This window comes from Streptomyces sp. NPDC005805 (genome assembly GCF_040630445.1).
GTDB lineage: Bacteria > Actinomycetota > Actinomycetes > Streptomycetales > Streptomycetaceae > Streptomyces.
Map to the genome: position 1 here is coordinate 50697 of NZ_JBEXXN010000035.1, position 23705 is coordinate 74401.

Below are 23705 nucleotides of genomic sequence, written 5' to 3' on the forward strand. Positions count from 1 at the left end.
TGGAGGAGACCTCCGGCAGCGACGACGCTGATCAGTAGCCGTACGACGCCGGAGGCGCAGTGGACGTTTCATTCAATGTGTGGTTGCTCACGATTCTCGGTCTGAGCGCCCTCATCGCCGTCGACTTCTTCATCGGGCGCAAGCCCCATGACGTGTCGATCAAGGAAGCGGGCATCTGGTCCGTGATCTGGATCGCCCTCGCGATCTTCTTCGGTCTGGGCCTGCTCTTCGTGGGTGAGACCCAGGCGTCCGGCGAGTTCTTCGCCGGCTTCATCACCGAGAAGTCCCTCAGTGTGGACAACCTCTTCGTCTTCGTCCTGATCATGGCGAAGTTCGCGGTGCCCTCCCACCTCCAGCAGCGGGTGCTGCTGATCGGTGTCCTGATCGCCCTGGTGCTCCGCGCGATCTTCATCGCCGCCGGCGCCGCGATCATCGCCAGCTTCTCGTGGGTCTTCTACATCTTCGGCGCGTTCCTCATCTACACCGCCTGGAAGCTGATCCAGGAGGCCCGCGCGGACGAGGAGGAGGACGAGTTCGAGGAGAACCGCCTCCTCAAGTCGATCGAGAAGAAGTTCGGCGTCGCCGACCGGTACCACGGCACCAAGCTGTTCATCCGGAACAACGGCAAGCGCGTCCTCACCCCGCTGATGGTGGTCATGCTGGCCATCGGCACCACCGACGTGCTGTTCGCGCTCGACTCCATCCCCGCGATCTTCGGCCTGACCCAGGACCCGTACATCGTGTTCACGGCCAACGCCTTCGCGCTGATGGGTCTGCGCCAGCTCTACTTCCTGATCGGCGGACTGCTCAAGAAGCTGGTCCACCTCAGCTACGGTCTCTCGGTGATCCTCGGGTTCATCGGCGTCAAGCTCGTGCTGCACGCGCTGCACGAGAGCGGCGTCCACGTCCCGGAGATCTCCATCCCGTTCTCGCTGGCGGTCATCTGCGGCGTCCTGGTGATCACCACGATCACCAGCCTGATCGCCTCCAAGAAGCAGGCCGAGCGGGAAGCCGCCGAGGCGGCCGTCTCCGGTGCCGCCGACGGCGGTCCCGAGGGCGGTGCGAAGAAGGACAGCGTCGAGGCCTGACATCCGGCGCACCGGACCCCGGCGGGACGGACCTCGTGTCCGCCCGGCCGGGGTCCGTCCGCGTCCGGGCTCGGTCCGCGTTCCGGGGGCGGCCCGGCGGGCGGGGCGGCCACCGGGGGACCCACCAGTCCTTCCGGGCCGCCGCTCCGAATACCGTGGGCAGACCTTTCGCCGCCCCGGGCCGACAGACCCTTCGCCGCCCCGGGCCACCGGGCGGCACCGACCACCACCGAGGACGTGACCGCCATCGCCATCCGACCGCAGCCCCGTGCCGGCGAGCCGCCCGCCCTGGTGCTCGACCGCGCGGAGCCGACGCCCCGGGCGGCCGTCCTCGTCCTGCACGGCGGCCGTGCCGACGGCCTCGGGCCGCCGACCGCCGTCAACCTCCCCGGTCTGCGGATGCGCCCCTTCACCGCCGCCCTGCTGCGCGCCACCGCCGGGCAGGGCGTCGCGGTCGGCCGCGTCCGCTACCGCCACCGGGGCTGGAACGGCGCCCGCGCCGACGCCGCCCGGGACGCCGAACGGGCCCTCGCGGAGCTGGCGGCGGCCACCGGCCCCGTCCCGGTGGTCCTGGTCGGGCACTCCATGGGCGGCCGGGCCGCCCTCGCTGCGGCCGGCCGGCCCGGCGTCCGGGGGGTCGTGGCGCTCGCCCCCTGGTGCCCCGACGGCGAACCGGTGGACCACCTCGCGGACCGGGACCTGGTCCTTCTGCACGGCGACCGCGACCGGATCACGGACCCGGAGGAGACCTGGCGGCTGGCCGCCCGGGCCCGCCGGGCGGGCGCGCGGACCTGCGCGCTGCGGATGCCGGGCGGCGACCACCCGATGCTGCGGGACGCGGGCGCCTGGCACACCCTGACCACCCGGCTGGTCACCGGGCTGCTGGGGCTCGCGCCCCTGCCGGAGCAGGTGGCACGGCGGCTCGCGGACACCGGCCCGGCGGACACCGGACCCGCCGACGCCACGGCCGTGACGACGGGCTGAACAGGTCGGGGCCGTGGGGCGGGCCCCGCCGCTCACCAGCCCCGGGCGCGCCACTCCGCGAGGTGCGGGCGCTCCGCGCCGAGGGTGGTGTCCCTGCCGTGCCCGGGGTACACCCAGGTCTCGTCGGCCAGCGGCCCGAACAGCTTCTCCTCCACGCCGTCCAGCAGGCTGACGAACGCCACCGGGTCCTTGTGGGTGTTGCCGACCCCGCCCGGGAACAGGCAGTCGCCGGTGAAGACGTGCGGGTGGCCGTGCGGGTCGTCGTAGACCAGCGCCACCGAGCCCGGGGTGTGGCCCACCAGGTGCCGGACGGTCAGCCCGACCCGGCCGACCCGGACCGTGTCGCCGTCCTCCAGCGGGACGTCCGTCGGGACCGGGATGCCCTCGGCGTCGTACCGCCCGGCGCAGGTCCGGGCGCCCGTCGCCGCCACGACCTCCGCCAGCGCGCCCCAGTGGTCGGCGTGGCGGTGGGTCGTGACGACGGTGGCGATCGAGTCCTCGCCGATGAACCGGAGCAGGGTGGCGGGCTCGGCGGCGGCGTCGATCAGCAACTGCTCACCGGTGGCCCGGCAGCGGAGCAGATAGGAGTTGTTGTCCATCGGGCCGACGGCGATCTTGGAGATCATCAGATCGGCCAGCTCGTGCACATCCGCAGGACCGCCGACCCTCACCGCTCCGCTGTATGTCATGCGTCTCACCCTAGCCGGGCGACCGGTGTGCCCGGCGGCCCGCGGACTACAGCGGCGGCAGGGCGGGCAGCGGGCCCCCGGCCGTCTTCAGGGCCGCCCCGTCACGGCGGCCGGCGAGCCAGCCGACCACGTCCGCGGGGGAACCGGTGACGGTCACCTCGCCCCCCTCGGTGCCCCCGGTCCGCCACTCGCCGCGCTCGGTGACGATCCGGGTCGGCGGCACGTCCGCGCGACCGGTGAAGCGCTCCGCGAGGAACGCCGTCTCCCGGTCGGTGAACTCCTCCGGCAGGTCCTCCAGCTCGTAGCCGATGTCCAGGTCGACATGGTGGAGCTCGATCTCGACGAGCCGGCGGAACGGGATACGGGCGGCCCGGTCGGTGACCCCGTTGCGCAGCTCGACCGTGCGCCCCCAGTCGCTCTGCGCCGCGGCCGCGGCGTCGAAACGGGCCGCGCTCTCGCGGAGGTCGTCGAGCTGGGCGGGCATCGGACGGGGCGCGTCCCGCTCGATGTCGGCCTCCCGGGCCTCGCCGCTGACGTACATCGGCAGATCCCGGAGAACATTCACGATGGCGTCGGCGTTACGGGAGAGATGGGCCAGTACGTGGCCCCGGCTCCAGCCGGGAAGGCGTGACGGCGCGGCCGCCGCCGCGTTGTCGATACGGGCGGCTGCGTTCAGCAGCCGGTCGGTCGCCTCACGTACAGAGGCCAGGTCATGCACATGGTCGATCATGCGCCTGACGATAGCCCCGCCACACGATCGGGTGAAGCGGGTGCGGAGCGTCCGTAAATCGAATGTGCGTGCTATAGGCTCGATGGAGGCATCCTTGAAAGTCAGGCATGCAGCTTCCTGGCGGCCCCCGCGTTCCGACAGCATTCCGGGACGGGGGCTGTGCCTCCGCTTCTCTCAAGAAAGGTGCGGACCGGCGTGGCCGACCGTCTCATCGTGCGTGGCGCGCGCGAGCACAATCTGAAGAACGTCTCGCTCGACCTCCCGCGGGACTCCCTCATCGTCTTCACCGGGCTCTCGGGGTCGGGCAAGTCGTCCCTCGCCTTCGACACGATCTTCGCCGAGGGGCAGCGCCGCTACGTCGAGTCGCTCTCCTCCTACGCCCGGCAGTTCCTCGGCCAGATGGACAAGCCGGACGTCGACTTCATCGAGGGCCTCTCCCCGGCCGTCTCGATCGACCAGAAGTCGACCTCCCGGAACCCCCGCTCCACGGTCGGCACCATCACCGAGGTCTACGACTACCTCCGGCTCCTCTTCGCCCGGATCGGCAAGCCGCACTGCCCCGAGTGCGGCCGGCCCATCTCCCGCCAGTCGCCGCAGGCGATCGTGGACAAGGTGCTGGCCCTGCCCGAGGGCAGCCGCTTCCAGGTCCTCTCCCCGCTGGTGCGCGAGCGCAAGGGCGAGTTCGTCGACCTCTTCTCCGACCTCCAGACCAAGGGGTACAGCCGGGCCCGGGTCGACGGGCAGACCGTCCAGCTCGCCGAGCCGCCCGCGCTGAAGAAGCAGGAGAAGCACACCATCGAGGTGGTCGTGGACCGCCTCACCGTCAAGGAGAGCGCCAAGCGACGGCTGACCGACTCGGTGGAGACCGCCCTCGGGCTCTCCGGCGGCATGGTCGTCCTCGACTTCGTCGACCTGGCCGAGGACGACCCCGAGCGCGAGCGGATGTACTCGGAGCACCTCTACTGCCCCTACGACGACCTGTCGTTCGAGGAGCTGGAGCCCCGGTCCTTCTCGTTCAACTCGCCCTTCGGCGCCTGCCCGGACTGCACCGGCATCGGCACCCGTATGGAGGTCGACCCCGAGCTGATCGTCCCGGACGAGGACAAGTCCCTGGACGAGGGCGCGATCCACCCCTGGTCGCACGGCCACACCAAGGAGTACTTCGGGCGCCTGATCGGAGGGCTCTCGCAGGCCCTCGGCTTCCGCACCGACATCCCCTGGGCCGGGCTGCCCGCCCGCGCCAAGAAGGCCCTGCTGTACGGCCACAAGACCCAGGTCGAGGTCCGCTACCGCAACCGCTACGGCCGCGAACGCGCCTACACCACCCCCGCCTTCGAGGGCGCCGTGCAGTTCGTCAAGCGGCGGCACTCCGAGGCCGAGAGCGACTCCAGCCGCGAGCGCTTCGAGGGGTACATGCGCGAGGTGCCCTGCCCCACCTGCGAGGGCACCCGCCTCAAGCCGATCGTGCTCGCGGTCACCGTGATGGAGAAGTCCATCGCGGAGGTCTCCGCGATGTCGATCAGCGACTGCGCCGACTTCCTCGGCCGCCTCCGGCTGAACGCCCGCGACAAGAAGATCGCCGAACGGGTCCTCAAGGAGGTCAACGAACGGCTGCGCTTCCTGGTCGACGTCGGCCTGGACTACCTCTCCCTCAACCGCGCCGCGGGCACCCTCTCCGGCGGCGAGGCGCAGCGCATCCGGCTCGCCACCCAGATCGGCTCCGGCCTGGTCGGCGTCCTCTATGTGCTGGACGAGCCCTCCATCGGCCTGCACCAGCGCGACAACCACCGGCTCATCGAGACCCTGGTCCGGCTGCGCGACATGGGCAACACCCTGATCGTCGTCGAGCACGACGAGGACACCATCAAGGTCGCGGACTGGGTCGTGGACATCGGCCCCGGCGCGGGTGAGCACGGCGGCAAGGTCGTCCACTCGGGCACCTTGAAGGAGCTGCTGCGCAACAAGGAATCGATGACCGGCCAGTACCTCGCGGGGAAGCGGTCCATCCCCACCCCGGAGCTGCGCCGGCCCGTCGACCCCGCGCGCCGCCTCACCGTCCACGGCGCCCGGGAGAACAACCTCCGGGACATCGACGTGTCCTTCCCGCTCGGCGTCCTCACCGCCGTCACCGGGGTCTCCGGCTCGGGCAAGTCGACCCTGGTCAACGACATCCTCTACACCCACCTCGCCCGCGAGCTGAACGGCGCGAAGTCGGTCCCCGGGCGCCACACCCGCGTCGACGGGGACGACCTGGTCGACAAGGTCGTCCATGTCGACCAGTCGCCCATCGGCCGCACCCCGCGCTCCAACCCGGCGACGTACACGGGCGTCTTCGACAACGTCCGCAAGCTCTTCGCGGAGACCATGGAGGCGAAGGTCCGCGGCTATCTGCCGGGGCGCTTCTCCTTCAACGTCAAGGGCGGCCGCTGCGAGAACTGCTCGGGCGACGGCACCATCAAGATCGAGATGAACTTCCTGCCGGACGTGTACGTCCCCTGCGAGGTCTGCCACGGGGCGCGCTACAACCGCGAGACGCTGGAGGTGCACTACAAGGGCAAGTCCATCGCCGAGGTGCTGGACATGCCGATCGAGGAGGCGCTCGACTTCTTCGAGGCGGTGCCGACCATCTCCCGCCATCTGCGCACCCTCAACGAGGTCGGCCTCGGGTACGTCCGCCTCGGGCAGCCCGCCCCGACGCTCTCCGGCGGCGAGGCGCAGCGGGTGAAGCTCGCCTCGGAGCTCCAGAAGCGGTCCACCGGCCGCACGGTCTACGTCCTGGACGAGCCGACGACCGGTCTCCACTTCGAGGACATCAGCAAGCTGATCAAGGTCCTCTCGGGGCTGGTCGACAAGGGCAACACGGTGATCGTCATCGAGCACAACCTCGATGTGATCAAGACGGCGGACTGGGTCGTGGACATGGGCCCCGAGGGCGGCAGCGGCGGCGGCCTGGTGATCGCCGAGGGCACCCCGGAGGAGGTCGCGGGGGTCCCGGCCAGCCACACCGGCAAGTTCCTGCGGGACATCCTGGACGCGGACCGCATCAGCGACGCGGCGGCGCCCGCGCCCGCGCGGGGCGGCCGGGCGCGCAAGACGACCGCCGGCGGGGCGAAGGGGGCGGCGAAGGCCGCGACCGGCGCCAAGAAGACGACGACGGCGGCGCGCACCCCGCGCCAGCGCAAAGCCTGACGGGGGCCGGGCCCGCCGCCCGGCGGGCGCCCGCACCCGTGCCGGGCCGTGCGGACCGGGTGCGGCGCGCACCTGGACCGGGCCGGTCCGGGCCGCGTGTCGTGACGCGGATCGCCCGGACCCGGACCCGGATCCGGGTCCGGCCTGGCGCCCCGCGACGCGGTGCGGTGCGGCTCCGGGCCGGCACTTCGCAGACGCGGGTGCCTCGCCAGGCGGGGCGAGCGGGTTCACCCCGGGCCGACCCCGTGACGTGGGGCGGCCCCGGGCAGCGCAGCAGTCGGCAGGGCGCACCCGCCCGGCCTGGTGCTCCGTCGGCGCGCCCCCGCCCCGGCGAGCTCCCGGCAGGGGTGGGCCGACCCGGTCTCGGGGGGTCCGGTCTGCGCCGGTATCGTCGGGGCCGTACCAGCCGAGGCGCGTCCCGCGCGGCCCGGCGCGACGACCTGTGGAGTCCCCATGCCCGGCCAGCCGACCGCCCGCCGCACCGTCCTGAAGGGCGCGGCCCTCGCCGGGGCGGCCGGCCTCGGCGCGGCCGCCTGCTCCACGGAGTCCAAGCTCGGCCACGCCCAGGTCCCCACCCCCACCGTGCCGGTCGACCTGGGCGCCGCCGACGCGGTCCCGGTCGGCGGCACCCGCCTCTACCGCGAGCAGCGCCTCCTCGTGCACTGCCCGGCCGAGGGCGAGTACAAGGCGTTCAGCGCCCAGTGCACCCACGCCGGCTGCGTGCTCGACAAGGTGGAGGGCACCGAGGGCAACTGCCCCTGCCACGGCAGCCGCTTCGACGTGACCACCGGCAAGGCGCTCAAGGGCCCGGCGACCGTGCCCCTGCCCGCCGTCCCGGTCCGCGCCGAGGGCGGCCGGCTCGTCGCGGGCCCGGAGGCGTAACCCGGCCCGACCCTGCCCGCCCCCGGCCGGGCCCCACCCGCCCGCGCCCCCCACCCGGACCGCCCGAACTCGCTGGTCATGTCCCTGCCGGGACGGCCCCGCGCTGTCCGTGCCCGCCAGTAGGGTGGTCGGCATGGCAGACCCCTCCAGCTACCGCCCCAAGCCGGGACAGATCCCCGACTCGCCGGGGGTCTACAGGTTCCGTGACGAGCACCGCCGGGTGATCTACGTCGGCAAGGCCAAGAGCCTGCGCCAGCGGCTGGCCAACTACTTCCAGGACCTGGCCGGCCTCCACCCGCGCACCCGCACCATGGTCACCACCGCCGCCTCCGTCGAGTGGACGGTCGTCTCCACCGAGGTCGAGGCGCTCCAGCTGGAGTACTCCTGGATCAAGGAGTTCGACCCCCGCTTCAACGTCAAGTACCGCGACGACAAGAGCTACCCCTACCTCGCGGTCACGCTGAACGAGGAGTTCCCCCGCGTCCAGGTGATGCGCGGCGCCAAGCGCAAGGGCGTGCGCTACTTCGGCCCGTACGGCCACGCCTGGGCCATCCGCGAGACGGTCGACCTGATGCTGCGTGTCTTCCCCGTCCGCACCTGCTCCGCGGGCGTGTTCCGCAACCACGTCCAGAAGGGCCGGCCCTGCCTGCTGGGGTACATCGGCAAGTGCTCGGCCCCCTGCGTCGGCCGGGTCACCCCCGAGGAGCACCGCGAACTCGCCGAGGAGTTCTGCGACTTCATGGCCGGCCGCACCGGCGCCTATCTGCGCCGCCTGGAGCGGCGGATGACCGAGGCCGCCGAGGAGATGGAGTACGAGAGGGCCGCCCGCCTCCGGGACGACATAGAGGCCCTGCGCCGCGCCCTGGAGAAGAACGCGGTCGTCCTCGCCGACGCCACCGACGCCGACCTCATCGCCCTCGCCGAGGACGAACTGGAGGCCGCCGTCCAGATCTTCCACGTCCGCGGCGGCCGGGTCCGCGGCCAGCGCGGCTGGGTCACCGACAAGGTCGAGAACGTGGACACCGCCGGCCTGGTCGAGCACGCCCTCCAGCAGCTCTACGGCGAGGAGACCGGCGACGCGGTGCCCAAGGAGGTCCTGGTCCCCGCCCTCCCGGAGGACGAGACCGCCGTCACCGAGTGGCTCACCGGCCGGCGCGGTTCGAACGTCTCCCTCCGCGTCCCGCAGCGCGGTGACAAGAAGGCGCTGATGGAGACCGTCGGGCGCAACGCCCAGCAGGCCCTGGCCCTGCACAAGACCAAGCGCGCCAGCGACCTCACCACCCGCTCCCGCGCCTTGGAGGAGATCGCCGAGGCCCTCGGCCTGGACTCCGCGCCGCTGCGCATCGAGTGCTTCGACATCTCCCACTTCCAGGGGGACGACGTGGTCGCCTCCATGGTCGTCTTCGAGGACGGCCTGCCCCGCAAGAGCGAGTACCGCCGCTTCCAGATCAAGGGCCGGGCCGGGGACACCCGGCTCTGGCACGGCGAGGGCCAGGACGACGTCCGCTCCATGCACGAGGTGGTCACCCGCCGCTTCCGCCGCTACCTCGCGGAGAAGGACCGCACGGGGGAGTGGATCGGCGAGGACGACCCGGCGGAGGAGGCGCAGGGCGCCGGCGGCCCGGTCGAGGACGACGGCCGCCCCCGGAAGTTCGCCTACCCGCCGCAGCTCGTCGTGGTCGACGGCGGACAGCCCCAGGTGGCCGCCGCCCGCCGCGCCCTGGACGAACTGGGCATCGACGACGTCGCCGTCTGCGGCCTCGCCAAGCGCCTGGAGGAGGTCTGGCTGCCCGGGGAGGACGACCCGGTGGTGATGCCCCGCACCAGCGAGGGCCTCTACCTGCTGCAACGGGTCCGTGACACCGCGCACGACTTCGCCATCCGCTACCAGCGCTCCAAGCGGACCAAACGCATCCGCACCAGCCCGCTGGACGCGGTCCCCGGGCTCGGCGAGACCCGGAAACAAGCGCTGATCAAGCATTTCGGCTCGGTGAAGCGGCTGCGGCAGGCGACAATCGAGCAGATCTGCGAGGTCCCGGGCATGGGGCGCAAGACGGCCGAGTCCGTCGTCGTGGCCCTCGCCGGGGCGGTTCCGGCCGGACCCGCCGTGAACACGGCCACAGGAGAGATCATGGAAGAGAACGACGGGGGCCCCACGACATGACCGAGCACGACGGAGACGGAGCAGCAGACGTGAGTACGGGCAATGCGGCCGAGCCCGAAGCCGCCGCGGACGCGGCCATCCCTGAGCTGGTGATCATCTCCGGCATGTCCGGAGCGGGTCGCAGCACGGCGGCCAAGTGCCTGGAGGACCTCGGCTGGTTCGTCGTGGACAACCTGCCGCCCGCGCTGATCCCGACCATGGTGGAGCTGGGCGCCCGCTCCCAGGGCAATGTGGCCCGCATCGCGGTCGTGGTCGACGTGCGCGGCCGGCGGTTCTTCGACAACCTCCGCGAGTCCCTGGCCGATCTCGACGCCAAGCAGGTCACCCGCCGGATCGTCTTCCTGGAGTCCTCGGACGACGCCCTGGTGCGCCGCTTCGAGTCGGTGCGCCGCCCGCACCCCCTCCAGGGCGACGGCCGCATCACCGACGGCATCGCCGCCGAGCGGGACCTGCTGCGCGAACTGCGCGGCGACGCCGACCTCGTGATCGACACCTCCAGCCTCAACGTCCACGAGCTGCGCGCCAAGATGGACGCCCAGTTCGCCGGCGACGAGGAGCCCGAGCTGCGGGCCACGGTGATGTCCTTCGGCTTCAAGTACGGCCTCCCGGTCGACGCCGACCTCGTTGTGGACATGCGGTTCCTGCCCAACCCGCACTGGGTGCCCGAGCTGCGCCCCTTCACCGGGCTGAACGAAGAGGTGTCCAACTACGTCTACAACCAGCCCGGCGCCAAGGAGTTCCTGGACCGCTACACGGAGCTGCTCCAGCTGATCGCCGCCGGCTACCGCCGCGAGGGCAAGCGGTACGTCACCATCGCCGTGGGCTGCACCGGCGGCAAGCACCGCTCGGTCGCCACGGCCGAGAAGCTGGCCGCCCGGCTGTCCGCCGCCGGAGTCGAGACGGTGGTCGTGCACCGGGACATGGGGCGCGAGTGACCGGACGCACCCTCCGTCTGCGGCGGCTGCGCCGGAGCGCGCACACACCGCTCGCACGGAAGCGCGGCGCGCAGCCCAAGGTCGTCGCCCTCGGCGGCGGCATGGGCCTGTCCGCGTCGCTCGCGGCCCTGCGCCGCATCACCGGCGACCTGACCGCCGTGGTCACGGTCGCCGACGACGGCGGCTCCAGCGGCCGGCTCCGCGAGGAGCTGGGCGTGCTGCCCCCGGGCGATCTGCGCAAGGCGCTGGCCGCCCTGTGCGGGGACGACGACTGGGGCCAGACCTGGGCCCGCGTCATCCAGCACCGCTTCCGCACCCAGGGCGACCTGCACGGCCACGCGGTCGGCAATCTGCTGATCGTGGCCCTGTGGGAGCAGCTCGGCGGGGACCCGGTGCGCGCCCTCGACCTGGTCGGCAAGCTGCTGGGCGCGCACGGCCGGGTGCTGCCGATGTCCGCCGTGCCCCTGGAGCTCCAGGCGCTGGTGCGCGGCCACGACCCCGAGCGCCCCGGCGAGGTGGACACGGTCCGCGGCCAGGCGACCGTGGCGCTGACGCCGGGGGAGGTGCAGTCGGTCCATCTGGTGCCGCACAATCCGCCCGCCGTCCCGGAGGCCGTGGAGGCCGTCCTTGACGCCGACTGGGTGGTTCTGGGCCCCGGTTCCTGGTTCTCCTCGGTCATCCCCCACCTACTGGTCCCGGAACTGCTGGATGCCCTGGTGGAGACCAGGGCGCGGCGGGTTCTCTCCCTCAACCTCGCGCCCCAGCCCGGGGAAACCTCCGGCTTCTCCCCGCAGCGTCATGTGGAGGTTTTGGCACGACACGCCCCTAAACTCGCCCTGGACGTGGTGCTGGCCGACGAGGCCGCGGTGCCCGACCGCGCGGCGCTCGACGATGCCGCGAAGCGGCTGTCCGCCGCGGTCGAGCTGGCTCCGGTGGCCTCTCCCGACGGCGTTCCGAAGCATGATCCGGAGCTGTTGGCCGCCGCGTACGACCGTATTTTCCGGATGCATGGAAGGATCGGCCCATGGCGATGACGGCAGCGGTGAAGGACGAGATCTCCCGGCTCCCCGTCACCCGGACCTGCTGCAGAAAGGCCGAGGTCTCGGCGATCCTGCGGTTCGCCGGCGGTCTGCACCTGGTCAGCGGCCGCATCGTGATCGAGGCGGAGCTGGACACGGGCATCGCCGCCCGCCGCCTCAAGCGGGACATCCTGGAGATCTTCGGTCACAGCTCCGAGCTGATGGTGATGGCTCCCGGCGGGCTGCGCCGCGGTTCGCGCTTCGTGGTGCGGGTCGTCGCCGGCGGCGACCAGCTCGCCCGCCAGACCGGCCTGGTGGACGGCCGCGGCCGGCCGATCCGCGGCCTGCCCCCGCAGGTCGTCTCCGGCGCCACCTGCGACGCCGAGGCGGCCTGGCGGGGCGCGTTCCTCGCGCACGGCTCGCTGACCGAGCCCGGCCGCTCCTCCTCCCTGGAGGTCACCTGCCCCGGCCCGGAGGCCGCCCTCGCGCTGGTGGGCGCGGCCCGGCGGCTCTCCATCGCTGCCAAGGCGCGCGAGGTGCGCGGGGTGGACCGGGTCGTCGTCCGTGACGGCGACGCGATCGGCGCGCTGCTGACGCGGCTGGGCGCGCACGAGTCGGTGCTCGCCTGGGAGGAGCGCCGGATGCGGCGCGAGGTCCGGGCCACCGCGAACCGGCTGGCCAACTTCGACGACGCCAACCTGCGCCGCTCCGCCCGTGCGGCGGTGGCCGCCGGGGCCCGGGTGCAGCGCGCCCTGGAGATCCTCGGTGAGGAGGTGCCCGAGCACCTCGCCGCGGCCGGCCGGCTGCGCATGGAACACAAGCAGGCGTCCCTGGAGGAGCTGGGCGCCCTCGCCGACCCGCCGCTGACCAAGGACGCGGTCGCCGGCCGTATCCGGCGGCTGCTGGCGATGGCGGACAAGCGCGCCCAGGATCTGGGCATCCCGGGCACCGAGTCCAATCTCTCCGAGGAGATGGCGGAGGGCCTCGTCGGCTGATCCCTCCGAGGCCGCGCACTCCTTTCGCCGGAGCCGCCGGACACCCCCAACTCCCCACCGCCGGTGCCCAGTTCGGGCACCGGCGGTCTTGTGTGCGGAGGGCCGCTCATGCGAGCGGTTTCGGCCGGTCCGGGCGATTACTGGCCGGTAAGGTGCGGCCCGCGGCATACGTACGCCTCTCGATGTCACCACGCGGCCCTCGGAGCGGTAGGGTCGGAGGCGGTCGGGGACATCCCTATAAAACTCGCCGGCTGGCAACGGCCGGCGTACCTGACGAGGAGATCGGTTCGTGACGATCCGCGTAGGCATCAACGGCTTTGGCCGCATCGGTCGTAACTACTTCCGCGCGCTGCTGGAGCAGGGTGCTGACATCGAGATCGTGGCTGTCAACGACCTGGGTGACACCGCGACCACCGCTCACCTGCTGAAGTACGACACCATCCTGGGCCGCCTCAAGGCCGAGGTGTCCCACACCGCCGACACCATCACCGTGGACGGCCACACCATCAAGGTCCTGTCCGAGCGCAACCCCGCCGACATCCCGTGGGGCGAGCTGGGCGTCGACATCGTCATCGAGTCGACCGGCATCTTCACCGGCAAGGCCGACGCGGAGAAGCACCTCGCCGGTGGCGCGAAGAAGGTCCTCATCTCGGCCCCGGCCAAGGACGAGGACATCACCATCGTGATGGGCGTCAACCAGGACAAGTACGATCCGGCGGCGCACAACATCATCTCCAACGCCTCCTGCACCACCAACTGCGTGGCGCCGATGGCCAAGGTGCTCGACGAGAACTTCGGCATCGTCAAGGGCCTGATGACGACGGTCCACGCCTACACCAACGACCAGCGCATCCTGGACTTCCCGCACAAGGACCTCCGCCGCGCCCGCGCCGCCGCCGAGAACATCATCCCGACCACCACCGGTGCCGCCAAGGCCACCGCCCTGGTCCTCCCGCAGCTCAAGGGCAAGCTCGACGGCATCGCGATGCGCGTCCCGGTCCCCACCGGCTCCGCCACCGACCTGGTCGTCACCCTCCAGCGCGAGGTCACCAAGGACGAGGTCAACGCCGCGTTCAAGAAGGCCGCCGACGACGGCGACCTCAAGGGCGTCCTGTTCTACACCGAGGACCAGATCGTCTCCTCGGACATCGTCGGCGACCCGGCCTCCTGCACCTTCGACGCCTCCCTGACGATGGTCCAGGAGGGCAACTCGGTGAAGATCCTCGGCTGGTACGACAACGAGTGGGGCTACTCCAACCGTCTGGTGGACCTCACCGTCTTCGTCGGCGAGCAGCTCTGATATACGGGTCCGACCTGATCCGCAGCGAGAGCACCCAGATGTGAGTCAGGGCTCGGGCAGCGCAACGCCGCGCCGCCCGGGCCCTTCTCCGTGCCGTTCGACCGTGCAGTTTCGAGGAGCCGTAACCACATGAAGACCATCGACGAGTTGCTGGCCGACGGGGTCGCCGGCAAGCGCGTCTTCGTCCGTGCCGACCTGAATGTGCCGCTGGACGGCACCACGATCACCGACGACGGCCGTATCCGCGCCGTCCTGCCGACCGTCGCGAAGCTCGCCGAGGCCGGCGCCCGGGTCGTCGTCGCCTCCCACCTCGGCCGCCCCAAGGGCGCCCCGGACCCGGCCTTCTCGCTCGCCCCGGCCGCCGCCCGCCTCGGTGAACTGCTCGGCGCCGAGGTCGCGTTCGCCACCGACACGGTCGGCGAGTCCGCGCAGCGGGTGGTGGCCGGACTCGCGGACGGACAGGTCGCCGTCCTGGAGAACCTGCGCTTCAACCCCGGTGAGACCGCCAAGGACGACGCCGAGCGCGGCGCCTTCGCGGACCGCCTCGCCGCCCTCGCGGACCTCTACGTCGGCGACGGCTTCGGCGCGGTGCACCGCAGGCACGCCTCCGTCTTCGACCTGCCCGCCCGCCTGCCGCACGCCGCCGGCTACCTCATCGCGAACGAGGTCTCCGTCCTCAAGCGCCTCACCGAGAACGTCGAGCGCCCCTACGCGGTCGTCCTCGGCGGCGCCAAGGTCTCCGACAAGCTCGGGGTGATCGACCACCTGCTGGAGAAGGCCGACCGCATCCTGATCGGCGGCGGCATGGCGTACACCTTCCTCAAGGCCCAGGGCCACGAGGTCGGCATCTCGCTCCTCCAGGAGGACCAGGTCCCGGCGGTCCAGGAGTACCTCAAGCGCGCCGAGCAGCGCGGTGTGGAGTTCGTGCTCCCCGTCGACGTGCTGGTCGCCCCCGAGTTCCCGGACCTGAAGACCAAGGCCCCGGCGAACCCCACCACGGTCGCCGCGGACGCGATCCCGGCCGACCAGGAGGGGCTGGACATCGGCCCCGAGACCCGCAAGCTGTACGCGGCGAAGCTCGCCGACGCGGCCACCGTCTTCTGGAACGGGCCGATGGGCGTCTTCGAGCACCCCGACTACGCCGAGGGCACCAAGGCCGTGGCCCAGGCGCTCGTCGACTCCCCGGCCTTCTCCGTGGTGGGCGGCGGGGACTCCGCCGCCGCCGTGCGGATCCTGGGCTTCGACGAGAATGCATTCGGCCATATTTCGACCGGCGGCGGCGCGAGCCTCGAATACCTCGAGGGCAAGACGCTTCCCGGGCTCGCCGCACTGGAGGACTGAACAAAGTGACTGAAGCACCCGCTCAGGGCCGTACCCCGCTGATGGCGGGCAACTGGAAGATGAACCTCAACCACCTGGAGGCCATCGCCCACGTCCAGAAGCTCGCCTTCGCCCTCGCGGACAAGGACTACGAGGCCGTCGAGGTCGCCGTACTGCCGCCCTTCACCGACCTGCGCTCCGTGCAGACCCTGGTCGACGGCGACAAGCTGAAGATCAAGTACGGCGCCCAGGACCTGTCGGCGCACGACTCGGGCGCCTACACCGGCGAGATCTCCGGCCCGATGCTGGCCAAGCTCAAGTGCTCCTACGTCACCGTGGGCCACTCCGAGCGCCGCCAGTACCACAACGAGACCGACGAGGTCTGTAACGCCAAGGTCAAGGCCGCCTACCGGCACGGCCTCACCCCGATCCTCTGCGTCGGCGAGGGCCTGGACGTCCGCAAGGCGGGCGAGCAGGTCGCGTACACCCTCGCCCAGGTCGACGGCGGCCTCAAGGACGTCCCGGCCGAGCAGGCCGAGTCGGTCGTGATCGCCTACGAGCCCGTGTGGGCCATCGGCACCGGCGAGGTGGCGACCCCCGAGGACGCCCAGGAGGTCTGCGGCGCGATCCGCGGCCGGCTCGCCGAGCTGTACTCGCCGGAGCTGGCCGACAAGGTCCGCATCCAGTACGGCGGCTCGGTCAAGGCCGGGAACGTGGCCGCGATCATGGCCCAGCCCGATGTGGACGGCGCCCTGGTCGGCGGCGCGGCGCTGGACGCGGACGAGTTCGTGAAGATCGTCCGGTTCCGCGACCAGTGAGCCGCCGGTGATCCGCCGGTGAACCGGCGGGTGCCGCGACCGGCGAGTATGCCGTAGCGCCGATCCGGCGTACCCTTGCGGGGGCCGGGCCCACCCGGGCCCGCCCCCGCAGTTCTTTTCCGTGCTCCTTTTCCGTACCGATCAGTCCGAGGAAGTTGGTCCAGCCGTGGTTATGGGGTTCTCGATCGCCCTGATCGTCTTCAGTCTGCTGCTGATGCTGCTGGTGCTGATGCACAAGGGGAAGGGCGGTGGCCTCTCCGACATGTTCGGTGGCGGAATGCAGTCCTCCGTCGGCGGTTCCTCGGTCGCCGAGCGCAACCTCGACCGCATCACCGTCGTGGTCGGTCTGATCTGGTTCGCGTGCATTGTCGTGCTCGGTCTGCTGATGAAGCTGGATAGCTAGACTCGCGCGCAGTACCCACTTGCGCCACTTCGACGGCGTCCCGGGCCGGTGTGTCACTCCAATCACTGGACGACCGTTGGGCCTTACGTAGACTGGGGCACTCGCGGCGCAGCGCTGTGAGACGCTGTGCAGCACCATCACGCAGGGAGTTACGACCGTGGCAAGTGGCAACGCGATCCGGGGAAGCCGGGTCGGAGCGGGGCCGATGGGCGAGGCGGAGCGGGGCGAGTCCGCACCGCGCCTGCGCATCTCCTTCTGGTGCTCGAACGGGCACGAGACGCAGCCGAGCTTCGCCAGTGACGCTCAGGTCCCCGACACCTGGGACTGCCCGCGGTGCGGGTTCCCGGCCGGTCAGGACCGGGACAACCCGCCGGACCCGCCGCGCACCGAGCCCTACAAGACCCACCTCGCCTATGTGCGCGAGCGGCGCAGCGACGCGGACGGCGAGGCGATCCTCGCGGAGGCGCTCGCCAAACTGCGGGGCGAGATCTGACGACGTCCGGCCGGACACCGAAGGGTGACGGCCGGACTTCTGCGTTTCCAGGCCCCTCCCGGCCGTGCGCCGGGGCCCATCTCGGCCGTACCGCCCCGTGGTTGTCGGCCCCCGCCGCCCTGATCAATTAGGTTGGGGGCGCAGCGGGGCATGCACGCACGTACGAGAAGAAGTGGGCTGATGTCCGAGATGAACGCAGAACGTCCTACGCGGCCGAGGCTCAACCGGACGCCCGAATGGGCCGCTCTCGCCAAGCACCGCGAGCAGCTCGACGGCACCGGCCTGCGCGAGCTGTTCGCCGCCGACCCGGACCGCGGCAGCGGGTACACCCTCCAGGTCGGCGATCTGTACATCGACTACTCCAAGCACCTCGTCACCGACGAGACGCTCTCCCTGCTGCGCGAACTCGCCGGTGCCACCGGGGTCGCCGAGCTGCGTGACGCCATGTTCCGCGGCGAGAAGATCAATATCACCGAGGACCGGGCCGTCCTGCACACCGCCCTGCGCGCCCCGCGCGACGCGGTGGTCGAGGTCGACGGCGAGAACGTGGTCCCGGCCGTCCACGCGGTGCTCGACAAGATGGCCGCCTTCGCCGACCGTGTCCGCTCCGGGGAGTGGACCGGGCACACCGGCCGGCCCCTCCGCAACATCGTCAACATCGGCATCGGCGGCTCCGACCTGGGCCCGGCGATGGCCTTCGAGGTGCTGCGCGGCTACACCCGGCGGGATCTGACGGTCCGTTTCGTCTCCAACGTCGACGGCGCCGACCTGCACGAGGCCGTGCACGGACTCGACCCCGCCGAGACGCTGTTCATCGTCGCCTCGAAGACCTTCACCACCATCGAGACGATCACCAACGCCACCTCGGCCCGCGACTGGCTGCTCGCCGGGCTCGGAGCCGGCCAGGAGGCCGTGGCCAAGCACTTCGCGGCCCTCTCGACCAACACCGAGAAGGTCGAGGAGTTCGGCATCGACACCACCAACATGTTCGAGTTCTGGGACTGGGTCGGCGGCCGGTACTCCTACGACTCCGCCATCGGCCTCTCCCTGATGATCGCCATCGGGCCGGACCGCTTCCGCGAGATGCTCGACGGCTTCCACCTCGTCGACGAACACTTCCGCACCGCCCCGCCGGAGGCCAACGCCCCGCTCCTGATGGGGCTGCTGGGCATCTGGTACGGCGACTTCCACGACGCCCAGTCGCACGCCGTCCTGCCCTACTCGCACTATCTGTCGAAGTTCACCGCCTATCTCCAGCAGCTCGACATGGAGTCCAACGGCAAGTCCGTGGACCGCGAGGGCAACCCCGTCGACTGGCAGACCGGGCCCGTGGTCTGGGGCACCCCCGGCACCAACGGGCAGCACGCGTACTACCAGTTGATCCACCAGGGCACCAAGCTGATCCCGGCCGACTTCATCGGCTTCGCCCGGCCCGTGCCCGGACTGCTGGACGGGCTGGTGCCCCAGCACGACCTGCTGATGGCCAACTTCCTCGCCCAGACCCAGGCCCTCGCCTTCGGCAAGACCCCCGAGGAGGTCCGGGCCGAGGGCGTGCCCGAGGAACTGGTCCCGCACAAGACCTTCCGCGGCAACCACCCGACGACCACGATCCTCGCCGACGAACTGACCCCCTCGGTGCTGGGCCAGCTCGTCGCGCTGTACGAGCACAAGGTGTTCGTCCAGGGCGCGGTCTGGAACATCGACTCCTTCGACCAGTGGGGCGTCGAGCTGGGCAAGGTCCTCGCCAAGCGCATCGAGCCCGTGCTCACCGAGGGGAAGGGCGGCGGGGACCTGGACAGCTCCACCGCGGCCCTGGCCGCCCGCTACCGGGCGCTGCGGGGGCGGTAGGACGTGCGGGGGGAGGAGGCGGTACGGCTCCGGCCGCCGGTCAACCGGGTCAACCCGCGGGCGGTCAACTGGTGGCGGGTGACCTGTCTGCTGGTCGCGGCCGTGCCGGCGGGTGTCCTGCTGGTCCTCGGCGCGTTCATCGGCCCGGCCCGGAACGGGCTGTGGATCGCGGCGGCTGCCGTCGGCGCGGTCGGGCTCGCCTGCACCGCCTTCTTCCCCGCCTGGTGGTACCGGGTGCACCGCTGGGAGGTCACCGAGGACGCGGTGTATGTGCGCACCGGCGCGATCTGGCAGGAGTGGCGGATCGCGCCGATGTCCCGCATCCAGACCGTGGACACCGTGCGCGGACCGCTGGAACAGGCGTTCCGGCTGGCCACGGTGACGGTGACGACGGCCTCCGCCAAGGGCGCGCTGCGGATCGAGGGCCTGGACCACGAGGTGGCGGCGGACCTCGCCGAGCAGCTCACCCGGATCACGGGGGCGACGCCCGGGGACGCGACATGAGCACCCCGGGCCCGGGCCCCGCGCCCGGCCCCGCCGCCCCCGCCGGCCCGACCGACCCGGGGGCCGCCGCCCCCGAGGCCCCCGCCGGCCCGCCCTGGTCCCGGCTCCACGGGCGGACCGTGCTGGCCACCGCCGCCGTCATGGCCTCCGTCGCCTGCGGCGCCGGACTGCCCACCCTGCTCGGCCTCGCCGGCGGCATGCCCCTGGGGCGGGCCCTCGCCTGGGTCCTGGCCGGCGCCGTACTGCTCATCGCGGCGGGCGCCGGCGCCGACTGGGTGCGCTGGCGCCGCACCCGCTACCGCATCGGCCCCGCCCGCGCCGAACTGCGCACCGGCCTGCTCCTCGTCAAGCGCCGCTCACTCGCCCGCGAGCGCATCCGCAGCGTCGACCTGACCGCCAACCTCCTGCTGCGCGTCCTCGGCCTCGTCAAGGTCCGCATCGGGACCGGAGAGCACACCGGCGGCGGCGAGTCCACCCTCGTCCTGGACGCCGTGTCCCGCGCCGAGGGGGAGCGGCTGCGGCGGGAACTGCTGGACCGCGGACCGGCCGGTGCCGGGGCGGCCGTCCCGGTGGACGGCACCCTCGCCGCGCTCGACCTCCGCTGGATCCGCTACGCCCCGGTCTCCTTCGTCGCCCCCGTACTCGGCGGCGCGGCCGTCGGCGCGGTGATGCAGGTCAGCCAGTGGTTCGGGGCCCAGGGCGAGGTCATCGACTGGGTGAAGGACCGCTTCCGGGACACCCCGCTGGTCTGGGCGGTCCTGGTGCTGCTGGTCGCCGCCCTGGTCGCGGGCGTGGTCGGCGCACTCGGCCTGTGGATCGAGATGTGGTGGAACTACCGGCTGGAACGGGAACCCGGCGGCACCCTGCGCGTCCGGCGCGGACTGCTGACCGCCCGTTCGATATCGATCGAGGAACGCCGGCTGCGCGGAGTGGACCTCGTGGAACCCCTCGGCGTACGGCTCTTCGGCGGGGCGCGGCTGGACGCGGTCGCCACCGGCCTGGCCACCGAGCAGAAGGACAAGCACGCCGACCTGAACGTCCTGCTGCCCGCCGTCCCCCGGGCCCTCGCCGACCGGGTCGGCGCCCAGGTCCTCCGCGAGACCGACGCCCCCACCGCGACCGCCCTCGTCCGCCACCCCCGCGCGGCGCGCGGCAGGCGCCTGCGCTGGGCGCTGGCCGCCGTCCTGCTCCCCGCCGGGCTGCCGGCCCTCCTCGGCGCGCTGCTCACGGACGTCCTGCTGTGGATCGCGGCCGGGTTCGCCGCCGTCGCCGTCCCGGTGGCCGTACTCCTCGCCCTGGACGCCTACCGGGCCCTCGGCCACGCCGTCTCGGGCGGCTATCTGCTCACCCGCTCCGGCAGCGTCCGCCGCAGCACGGTCGCCCTCCAGCGGACCGGGATCATCGGCTGGACCATCCGCCAGTCCGTCTTCCAGCGCCGCGCGGGCCTGCTGACCCTGTGGGCCACCACAGCGGCGGGCGCGGGCGCGTACGCGGTCCACGACGCCGACCGGGACGAGGGCCTGGCCTTCGCCGACGCGGCCGTCCCGGACCTGCTGGCGCCCTTCCTGGAGCGCCCCGGCGACTTGAGCTGAGCCCCACCCGTGCGGGGGCGTGCGGGTGGGACGACGAGGCCCGGTCCGCTCCCGTACGGGGAACGGACCGGGCCTCGTCGTGGACGCGGTGACCGGCGGGGTCAGGCCGCCGGGGGCGGCAGCAGGTCCCGGGGCAGCTCCGACGCGGCGGCCGAGTCCAGCAGCCACAGCGTCCGCGCGCGGCCGTACGCCCCGGCCGCCGGGGCCTGCACCTCGCCCGCCCCGGACAGCGCGATACGGACCGCCTTCGCCTTGTCCGCGCCCGCCGCCAGCAGCCACACCTCACGGGCCGCCCGGATCGCCGGCAGGGTCAGGGAGACCCGGGTCGGCGGGGGCTTCGGCGCGCCGTGCACCCCGACCACCGGGCGCTCGGTCTCCCGGACGGCCGGCAGCTCGGGGAAGAGCGAGGCCACATGCGTGTCCGGGCCGACGCCGAGCATCAGCACGTCGAAGACCGGCACCGGACCGTGGTCCTCCGGACCGGCCGCGGCGGCCAGTTCGGCCGCGTACCCGGCGGCGGCGTCGTCCGCGTCGGGGCCGTACGGCCCGTCCGAGGCGGGCATGGCGTGGACCCGGGCCGGGTCCAGCGGGACGGCGTCCAGCAGGGCCTCGCGGGCCTGCGTGACATTGCGCTCCGGGTCGCCCTCCGGCAGGAACCGTTCGTCGCCCCACCACAGGTCGAGCCGCGACCAGTCGATCGCGTCCCGGGCCGGTGCCGAACTCAGGGCCGCCAGCAGGCCGTTGCCGTTCCGGCCGCCGGTGAGGACCACCGAGGCCGTGCCGCGCGCGGCCTGGGCGTCCACGATCCGGGTGATCAGCCGGGCCGCGGCGGCCTGGGCCATCAGCTCCTTGTCGCGGTGCACGACCAGCTGGGGGGCGCTCACTTGGCCGCCGCCTTCCGGTTCGCGGCCGCCGCGCGCTTCGCGGGGGCGGGCTTCCTGGCGGCGGTCTTGCCGTCGGAGGAGGCCGCCTCAGCCGAGCCGCCGGAGTCTGCGACGCCCTCCGCCCCGGCCGGGGAATCCGCCGGGGCCTGCGCCGACGTGGCGGACGCCGCCGCCCCGTCGCCCAGCCGCTCCACACCGAAGCGCAGCGCCGAGGCATAGGTGTCGTCCGGGTCCAGCCGGCGCAGCTCCTCCGCGATCAGCTCGGAGGTGTCCCGCCGCTTGAGGGCCACCGCGCGGTCCGGCTGGCCCTGGATGGACAGGGTCGCCAGCGCCCCGTCCGCCCGGTCCAGCACGATCGGCCCGCAGGTGGACTCCATCCGGACCGAGGTCAGCCCCGGGCCCGAGGAGCGCGAGCGCAGCACCGGCACGTCCAGCCGGTCCGCCAGCCACATCGCCAGCAGTTCGACGCTCGGGTTGAACTCCTCGCCCTCCACCTCGACCCCGGTGACCTCGCAGACCACCTGGTCGAGCGCGGCGGCCAGCATCGAGCGCCACGGTGTGATGCGGGTCCACGACAGGTCGGTGTCGCCGGGGGTGTACGCCCGCGCCCGCGAGGCCAGCTCGCGCACGGGCTCCACCGCGGAGTAGGTGTCCGTCACCCGGCGCTGGGCCAGCGCGCCCAGCGGGTCGGAGGCCGGGTCCGCCGGGGCGTTCACCGGCCACCAGGCCACCACCGGGGCGTCCGGCAGCAGCAGCGGCAACACCACCGACTGGGCGTGGTCGGCGACCTCGCCGTAGAGACGCAGGACGACCGTTTCGCCCGTGCCGGCGTCCGCGCCGACCCGCACCTCGGCGTCCAGCCGGGCCTTCGCCCGGTCGCGCGGCGAACGCGAGACGCGCTTGATGACGACGAGGGTCCGCGAGGGGTGCTCGCGGGAGGCCTCGTTGGCCGCCTTCAGGGCGTCGTAGGCGTTCTCCTCATCGGTCACGATGACCAGGGTGAGGACCATGCCGACGGCCGGGGTGCCGATCGCGCGGCGGCCCTGCACCAGCGCCTTGTTGATCTTGCTGGCCGTGGTGTCCGTAAGGTCGATCTTCATGGCCGGCGCCAGCTCCGTCCGTCTCGTGCGAGCATCTCGTCGGCCTCGTCCGGGCCCCAGGTGCCCGCCGGGTACTGCGCGGGTTTGCCGTTGCTCTCCCAGAACTCCTCGATCGGGTCGAGGATCTTCCAGGACAGCTCGACCTCCTCCACGCGCGGGAAGAGGTTGGAGTCGCCGAGGAGGACGTCCAGGATCAGGCGCTCGTACGCCTCGGGGCTGGACTCCGTGAACGACTCGCCGTACGCGAAGTCCATGGACACGTCCCGGACCTCCATCGAGGTGCCGGGCACCTTGGAGCCGAAGCGCATGGTCACGCCCTCGTCCGGCTGGACGCGGATGACCAGGGCGTTCTGGCCCAGTTCCTCGGTGGCGGTGGAGTCGAACGGCGAGTGCGGGGCGCGCTGGAAGACCACCGCGATCTCCGTCACCCGGCGCCCGAGCCGCTTGCCGGTGCGCAGGTAGAAGGGGACGCCCGCCCAGCGGCGGTTGTCGATCTCCAGCTTGATCGCGGCGTAGGCGTCGGTCGTGGAGGCGGGGTCGATGCCCTCCTCCTGGAGGTAGCCGACCGCCTTCTCGCCGCCCTGCCAGCCGGCCGTGTACTGCGCCCGCACCGCGTTCTCCGCCAGGTCCTTCGGCAGCTTCACCGCGCCCAGGACCTTGGTCTTCTCCGCCGCCAGGGCGTCCGCGTCGAAGGAGGAGGGCTCCTCCATGGCGGTCAGGGCGAGGAGCTGGAGGAGGTGGTTCTGGATGACGTCCCGGGCCGCGCCG

21 protein-coding genes are annotated in these 23705 nt (G+C 72.4%); 16 read left to right on the top strand and 5 right to left on the bottom strand.

The genetic code is table 11. From position 1 onward, the window contains the following. The first annotated feature begins 59 nt into the window (after positions 1-59). Both ABZ457_RS19965 and ABZ457_RS19970 read left to right on the top strand, forming a co-directional pair. The gene (locus tag ABZ457_RS19965) at positions 60-1088 is read left to right on the top strand and encodes a TerC/Alx family metal homeostasis membrane protein (RefSeq protein WP_359158936.1); all 1029 of its coding nucleotides are present in this window, start codon (positions 60-62) and stop codon (positions 1086-1088) included. 237 nt (positions 1089-1325) lie between these two features. After that, entirely contained in the window at positions 1326-2072 is a 747-nt protein-coding gene (locus tag ABZ457_RS19970; protein ID WP_359158938.1) for an alpha/beta fold hydrolase, read from the top strand. Positions 2073-2104: 32 nt separating this feature from the next. Here ABZ457_RS19970 and ABZ457_RS19975 read toward each other — a convergent pair whose 3' ends face one another. Next, complete coding sequence (locus ABZ457_RS19975; protein ID WP_359158940.1) at positions 2105-2761, bottom strand: MBL fold metallo-hydrolase; 657 nt, start codon at positions 2759-2761, stop codon at positions 2105-2107. Positions 2762-2807: 46 nt separating this feature from the next. Beyond that, positions 2808-3491, bottom strand: coding sequence for a maleylpyruvate isomerase family mycothiol-dependent enzyme (locus ABZ457_RS19980; RefSeq protein WP_359158942.1), 684 nt, complete (start codon positions 3489-3491; stop codon positions 2808-2810). A 195-nt stretch (positions 3492-3686) separates the two neighbouring features. Between ABZ457_RS19980 and uvrA the strand changes: the two genes are divergently transcribed. The 14 genes from uvrA to ABZ457_RS20050 all read left to right on the top strand — a co-directional run bounded on the left by uvrA (position 3687) and on the right by ABZ457_RS20050 (position 20953). Continuing rightward, the gene (gene uvrA / locus ABZ457_RS19985; RefSeq protein ID WP_359158944.1) at positions 3687-6680 is read left to right on the top strand and encodes an excinuclease ABC subunit UvrA; all 2994 of its coding nucleotides are present in this window, start codon (positions 3687-3689) and stop codon (positions 6678-6680) included. 453 nt (positions 6681-7133) lie between these two features. Further along, positions 7134-7562 carry a Rieske (2Fe-2S) protein gene (locus tag ABZ457_RS19990; protein WP_359158946.1) on the top strand — a complete coding sequence of 143 codons (429 nt, stop codon included), beginning with the start codon at positions 7134-7136 and terminating at the stop codon, positions 7560-7562. 133 nt (positions 7563-7695) lie between these two features. Further along, on the top strand, positions 7696-9726 hold the full coding sequence (gene uvrC, locus ABZ457_RS19995) for an excinuclease ABC subunit UvrC (RefSeq protein WP_359158948.1): 2031 nt from the start codon (positions 7696-7698) through the stop codon (positions 9724-9726). Continuing rightward, positions 9723-10661: an RNase adapter RapZ gene (gene rapZ, locus ABZ457_RS20000; protein WP_359158950.1), complete on the top strand. Its 939-nt coding sequence runs from the start codon at positions 9723-9725 to the stop codon at positions 10659-10661. Before uvrC ends, rapZ begins: the two co-directional genes overlap by 4 nt. Next, entirely contained in the window at positions 10658-11695 is a 1038-nt protein-coding gene (yvcK, locus tag ABZ457_RS20005; protein WP_359158952.1) for a uridine diphosphate-N-acetylglucosamine-binding protein YvcK, read from the top strand. Before rapZ ends, yvcK begins: the two co-directional genes overlap by 4 nt. Further along, positions 11686-12675, top strand: coding sequence for a DNA-binding protein WhiA (whiA, locus tag ABZ457_RS20010; RefSeq protein ID WP_018848638.1), 990 nt, complete (start codon positions 11686-11688; stop codon positions 12673-12675). Before yvcK ends, whiA begins: the two co-directional genes overlap by 10 nt. Before the next feature lie 289 nt (positions 12676-12964). Continuing rightward, complete coding sequence (gap, locus tag ABZ457_RS20015; protein ID WP_359158955.1) at positions 12965-13975, top strand: type I glyceraldehyde-3-phosphate dehydrogenase; 1011 nt, start codon at positions 12965-12967, stop codon at positions 13973-13975. 129 nt (positions 13976-14104) lie between these two features. Further along, positions 14105-15316 (top strand): phosphoglycerate kinase, encoded by a 1212-nt coding sequence (locus ABZ457_RS20020; protein WP_359158957.1) that lies wholly within the window; start codon positions 14105-14107, stop codon positions 15314-15316. Between the two features lie 41 nt (positions 15317-15357). Next, entirely contained in the window at positions 15358-16113 is a 756-nt protein-coding gene (gene tpiA, locus ABZ457_RS20025; RefSeq protein ID WP_359158973.1) for a triose-phosphate isomerase, read from the top strand. 172 nt (positions 16114-16285) lie between these two features. After that, the gene (gene secG, locus ABZ457_RS20030; RefSeq protein ID WP_359158975.1) at positions 16286-16516 is read left to right on the top strand and encodes a preprotein translocase subunit SecG; all 231 of its coding nucleotides are present in this window, start codon (positions 16286-16288) and stop codon (positions 16514-16516) included. Positions 16517-16673: 157 nt separating this feature from the next. Beyond that, the gene (locus ABZ457_RS20035; protein WP_003957010.1) at positions 16674-17009 is read left to right on the top strand and encodes an RNA polymerase-binding protein RbpA; all 336 of its coding nucleotides are present in this window, start codon (positions 16674-16676) and stop codon (positions 17007-17009) included. 189 nt (positions 17010-17198) lie between these two features. Next, positions 17199-18857, top strand: coding sequence for a glucose-6-phosphate isomerase (gene pgi / locus ABZ457_RS20040; protein WP_359158977.1), 1659 nt, complete (start codon positions 17199-17201; stop codon positions 18855-18857). Between the two features lie 3 nt (positions 18858-18860). Further along, positions 18861-19361, top strand: a complete 501-nt coding sequence (locus tag ABZ457_RS20045; protein ID WP_359158959.1) for a PH domain-containing protein — start codon at positions 18861-18863, stop codon at positions 19359-19361. After that, entirely contained in the window at positions 19358-20953 is a 1596-nt protein-coding gene (locus ABZ457_RS20050) for a PH domain-containing protein (protein WP_359158961.1), read from the top strand. The genes ABZ457_RS20045 and ABZ457_RS20050 overlap by 4 nt, the downstream gene beginning before the upstream one ends. Positions 20954-21054: 101 nt before the next feature. Here the strand turns inward: ABZ457_RS20050 and pgl are convergent, their stop codons facing one another. The 3 genes from pgl to ABZ457_RS20065 all read right to left on the bottom strand — a co-directional run. Continuing rightward, on the bottom strand, positions 21055-21837 hold the full coding sequence (pgl, locus tag ABZ457_RS20055) for a 6-phosphogluconolactonase (protein WP_359158963.1): 783 nt from the start codon (positions 21835-21837) through the stop codon (positions 21055-21057). Continuing rightward, positions 21834-22937: a glucose-6-phosphate dehydrogenase assembly protein OpcA gene (gene opcA / locus ABZ457_RS20060; RefSeq protein ID WP_359158965.1), complete on the bottom strand. Its 1104-nt coding sequence runs from the start codon at positions 22935-22937 to the stop codon at positions 21834-21836. The genes pgl and opcA overlap by 4 nt, the downstream gene beginning before the upstream one ends. Then, the coding region (locus ABZ457_RS20065) for a glucose-6-phosphate dehydrogenase (protein WP_359158967.1) at positions 22934-23705 on the bottom strand (772 nt) is incomplete at its 5' end. The genes ABZ457_RS20065 and opcA, both read right to left, overlap by 4 nt.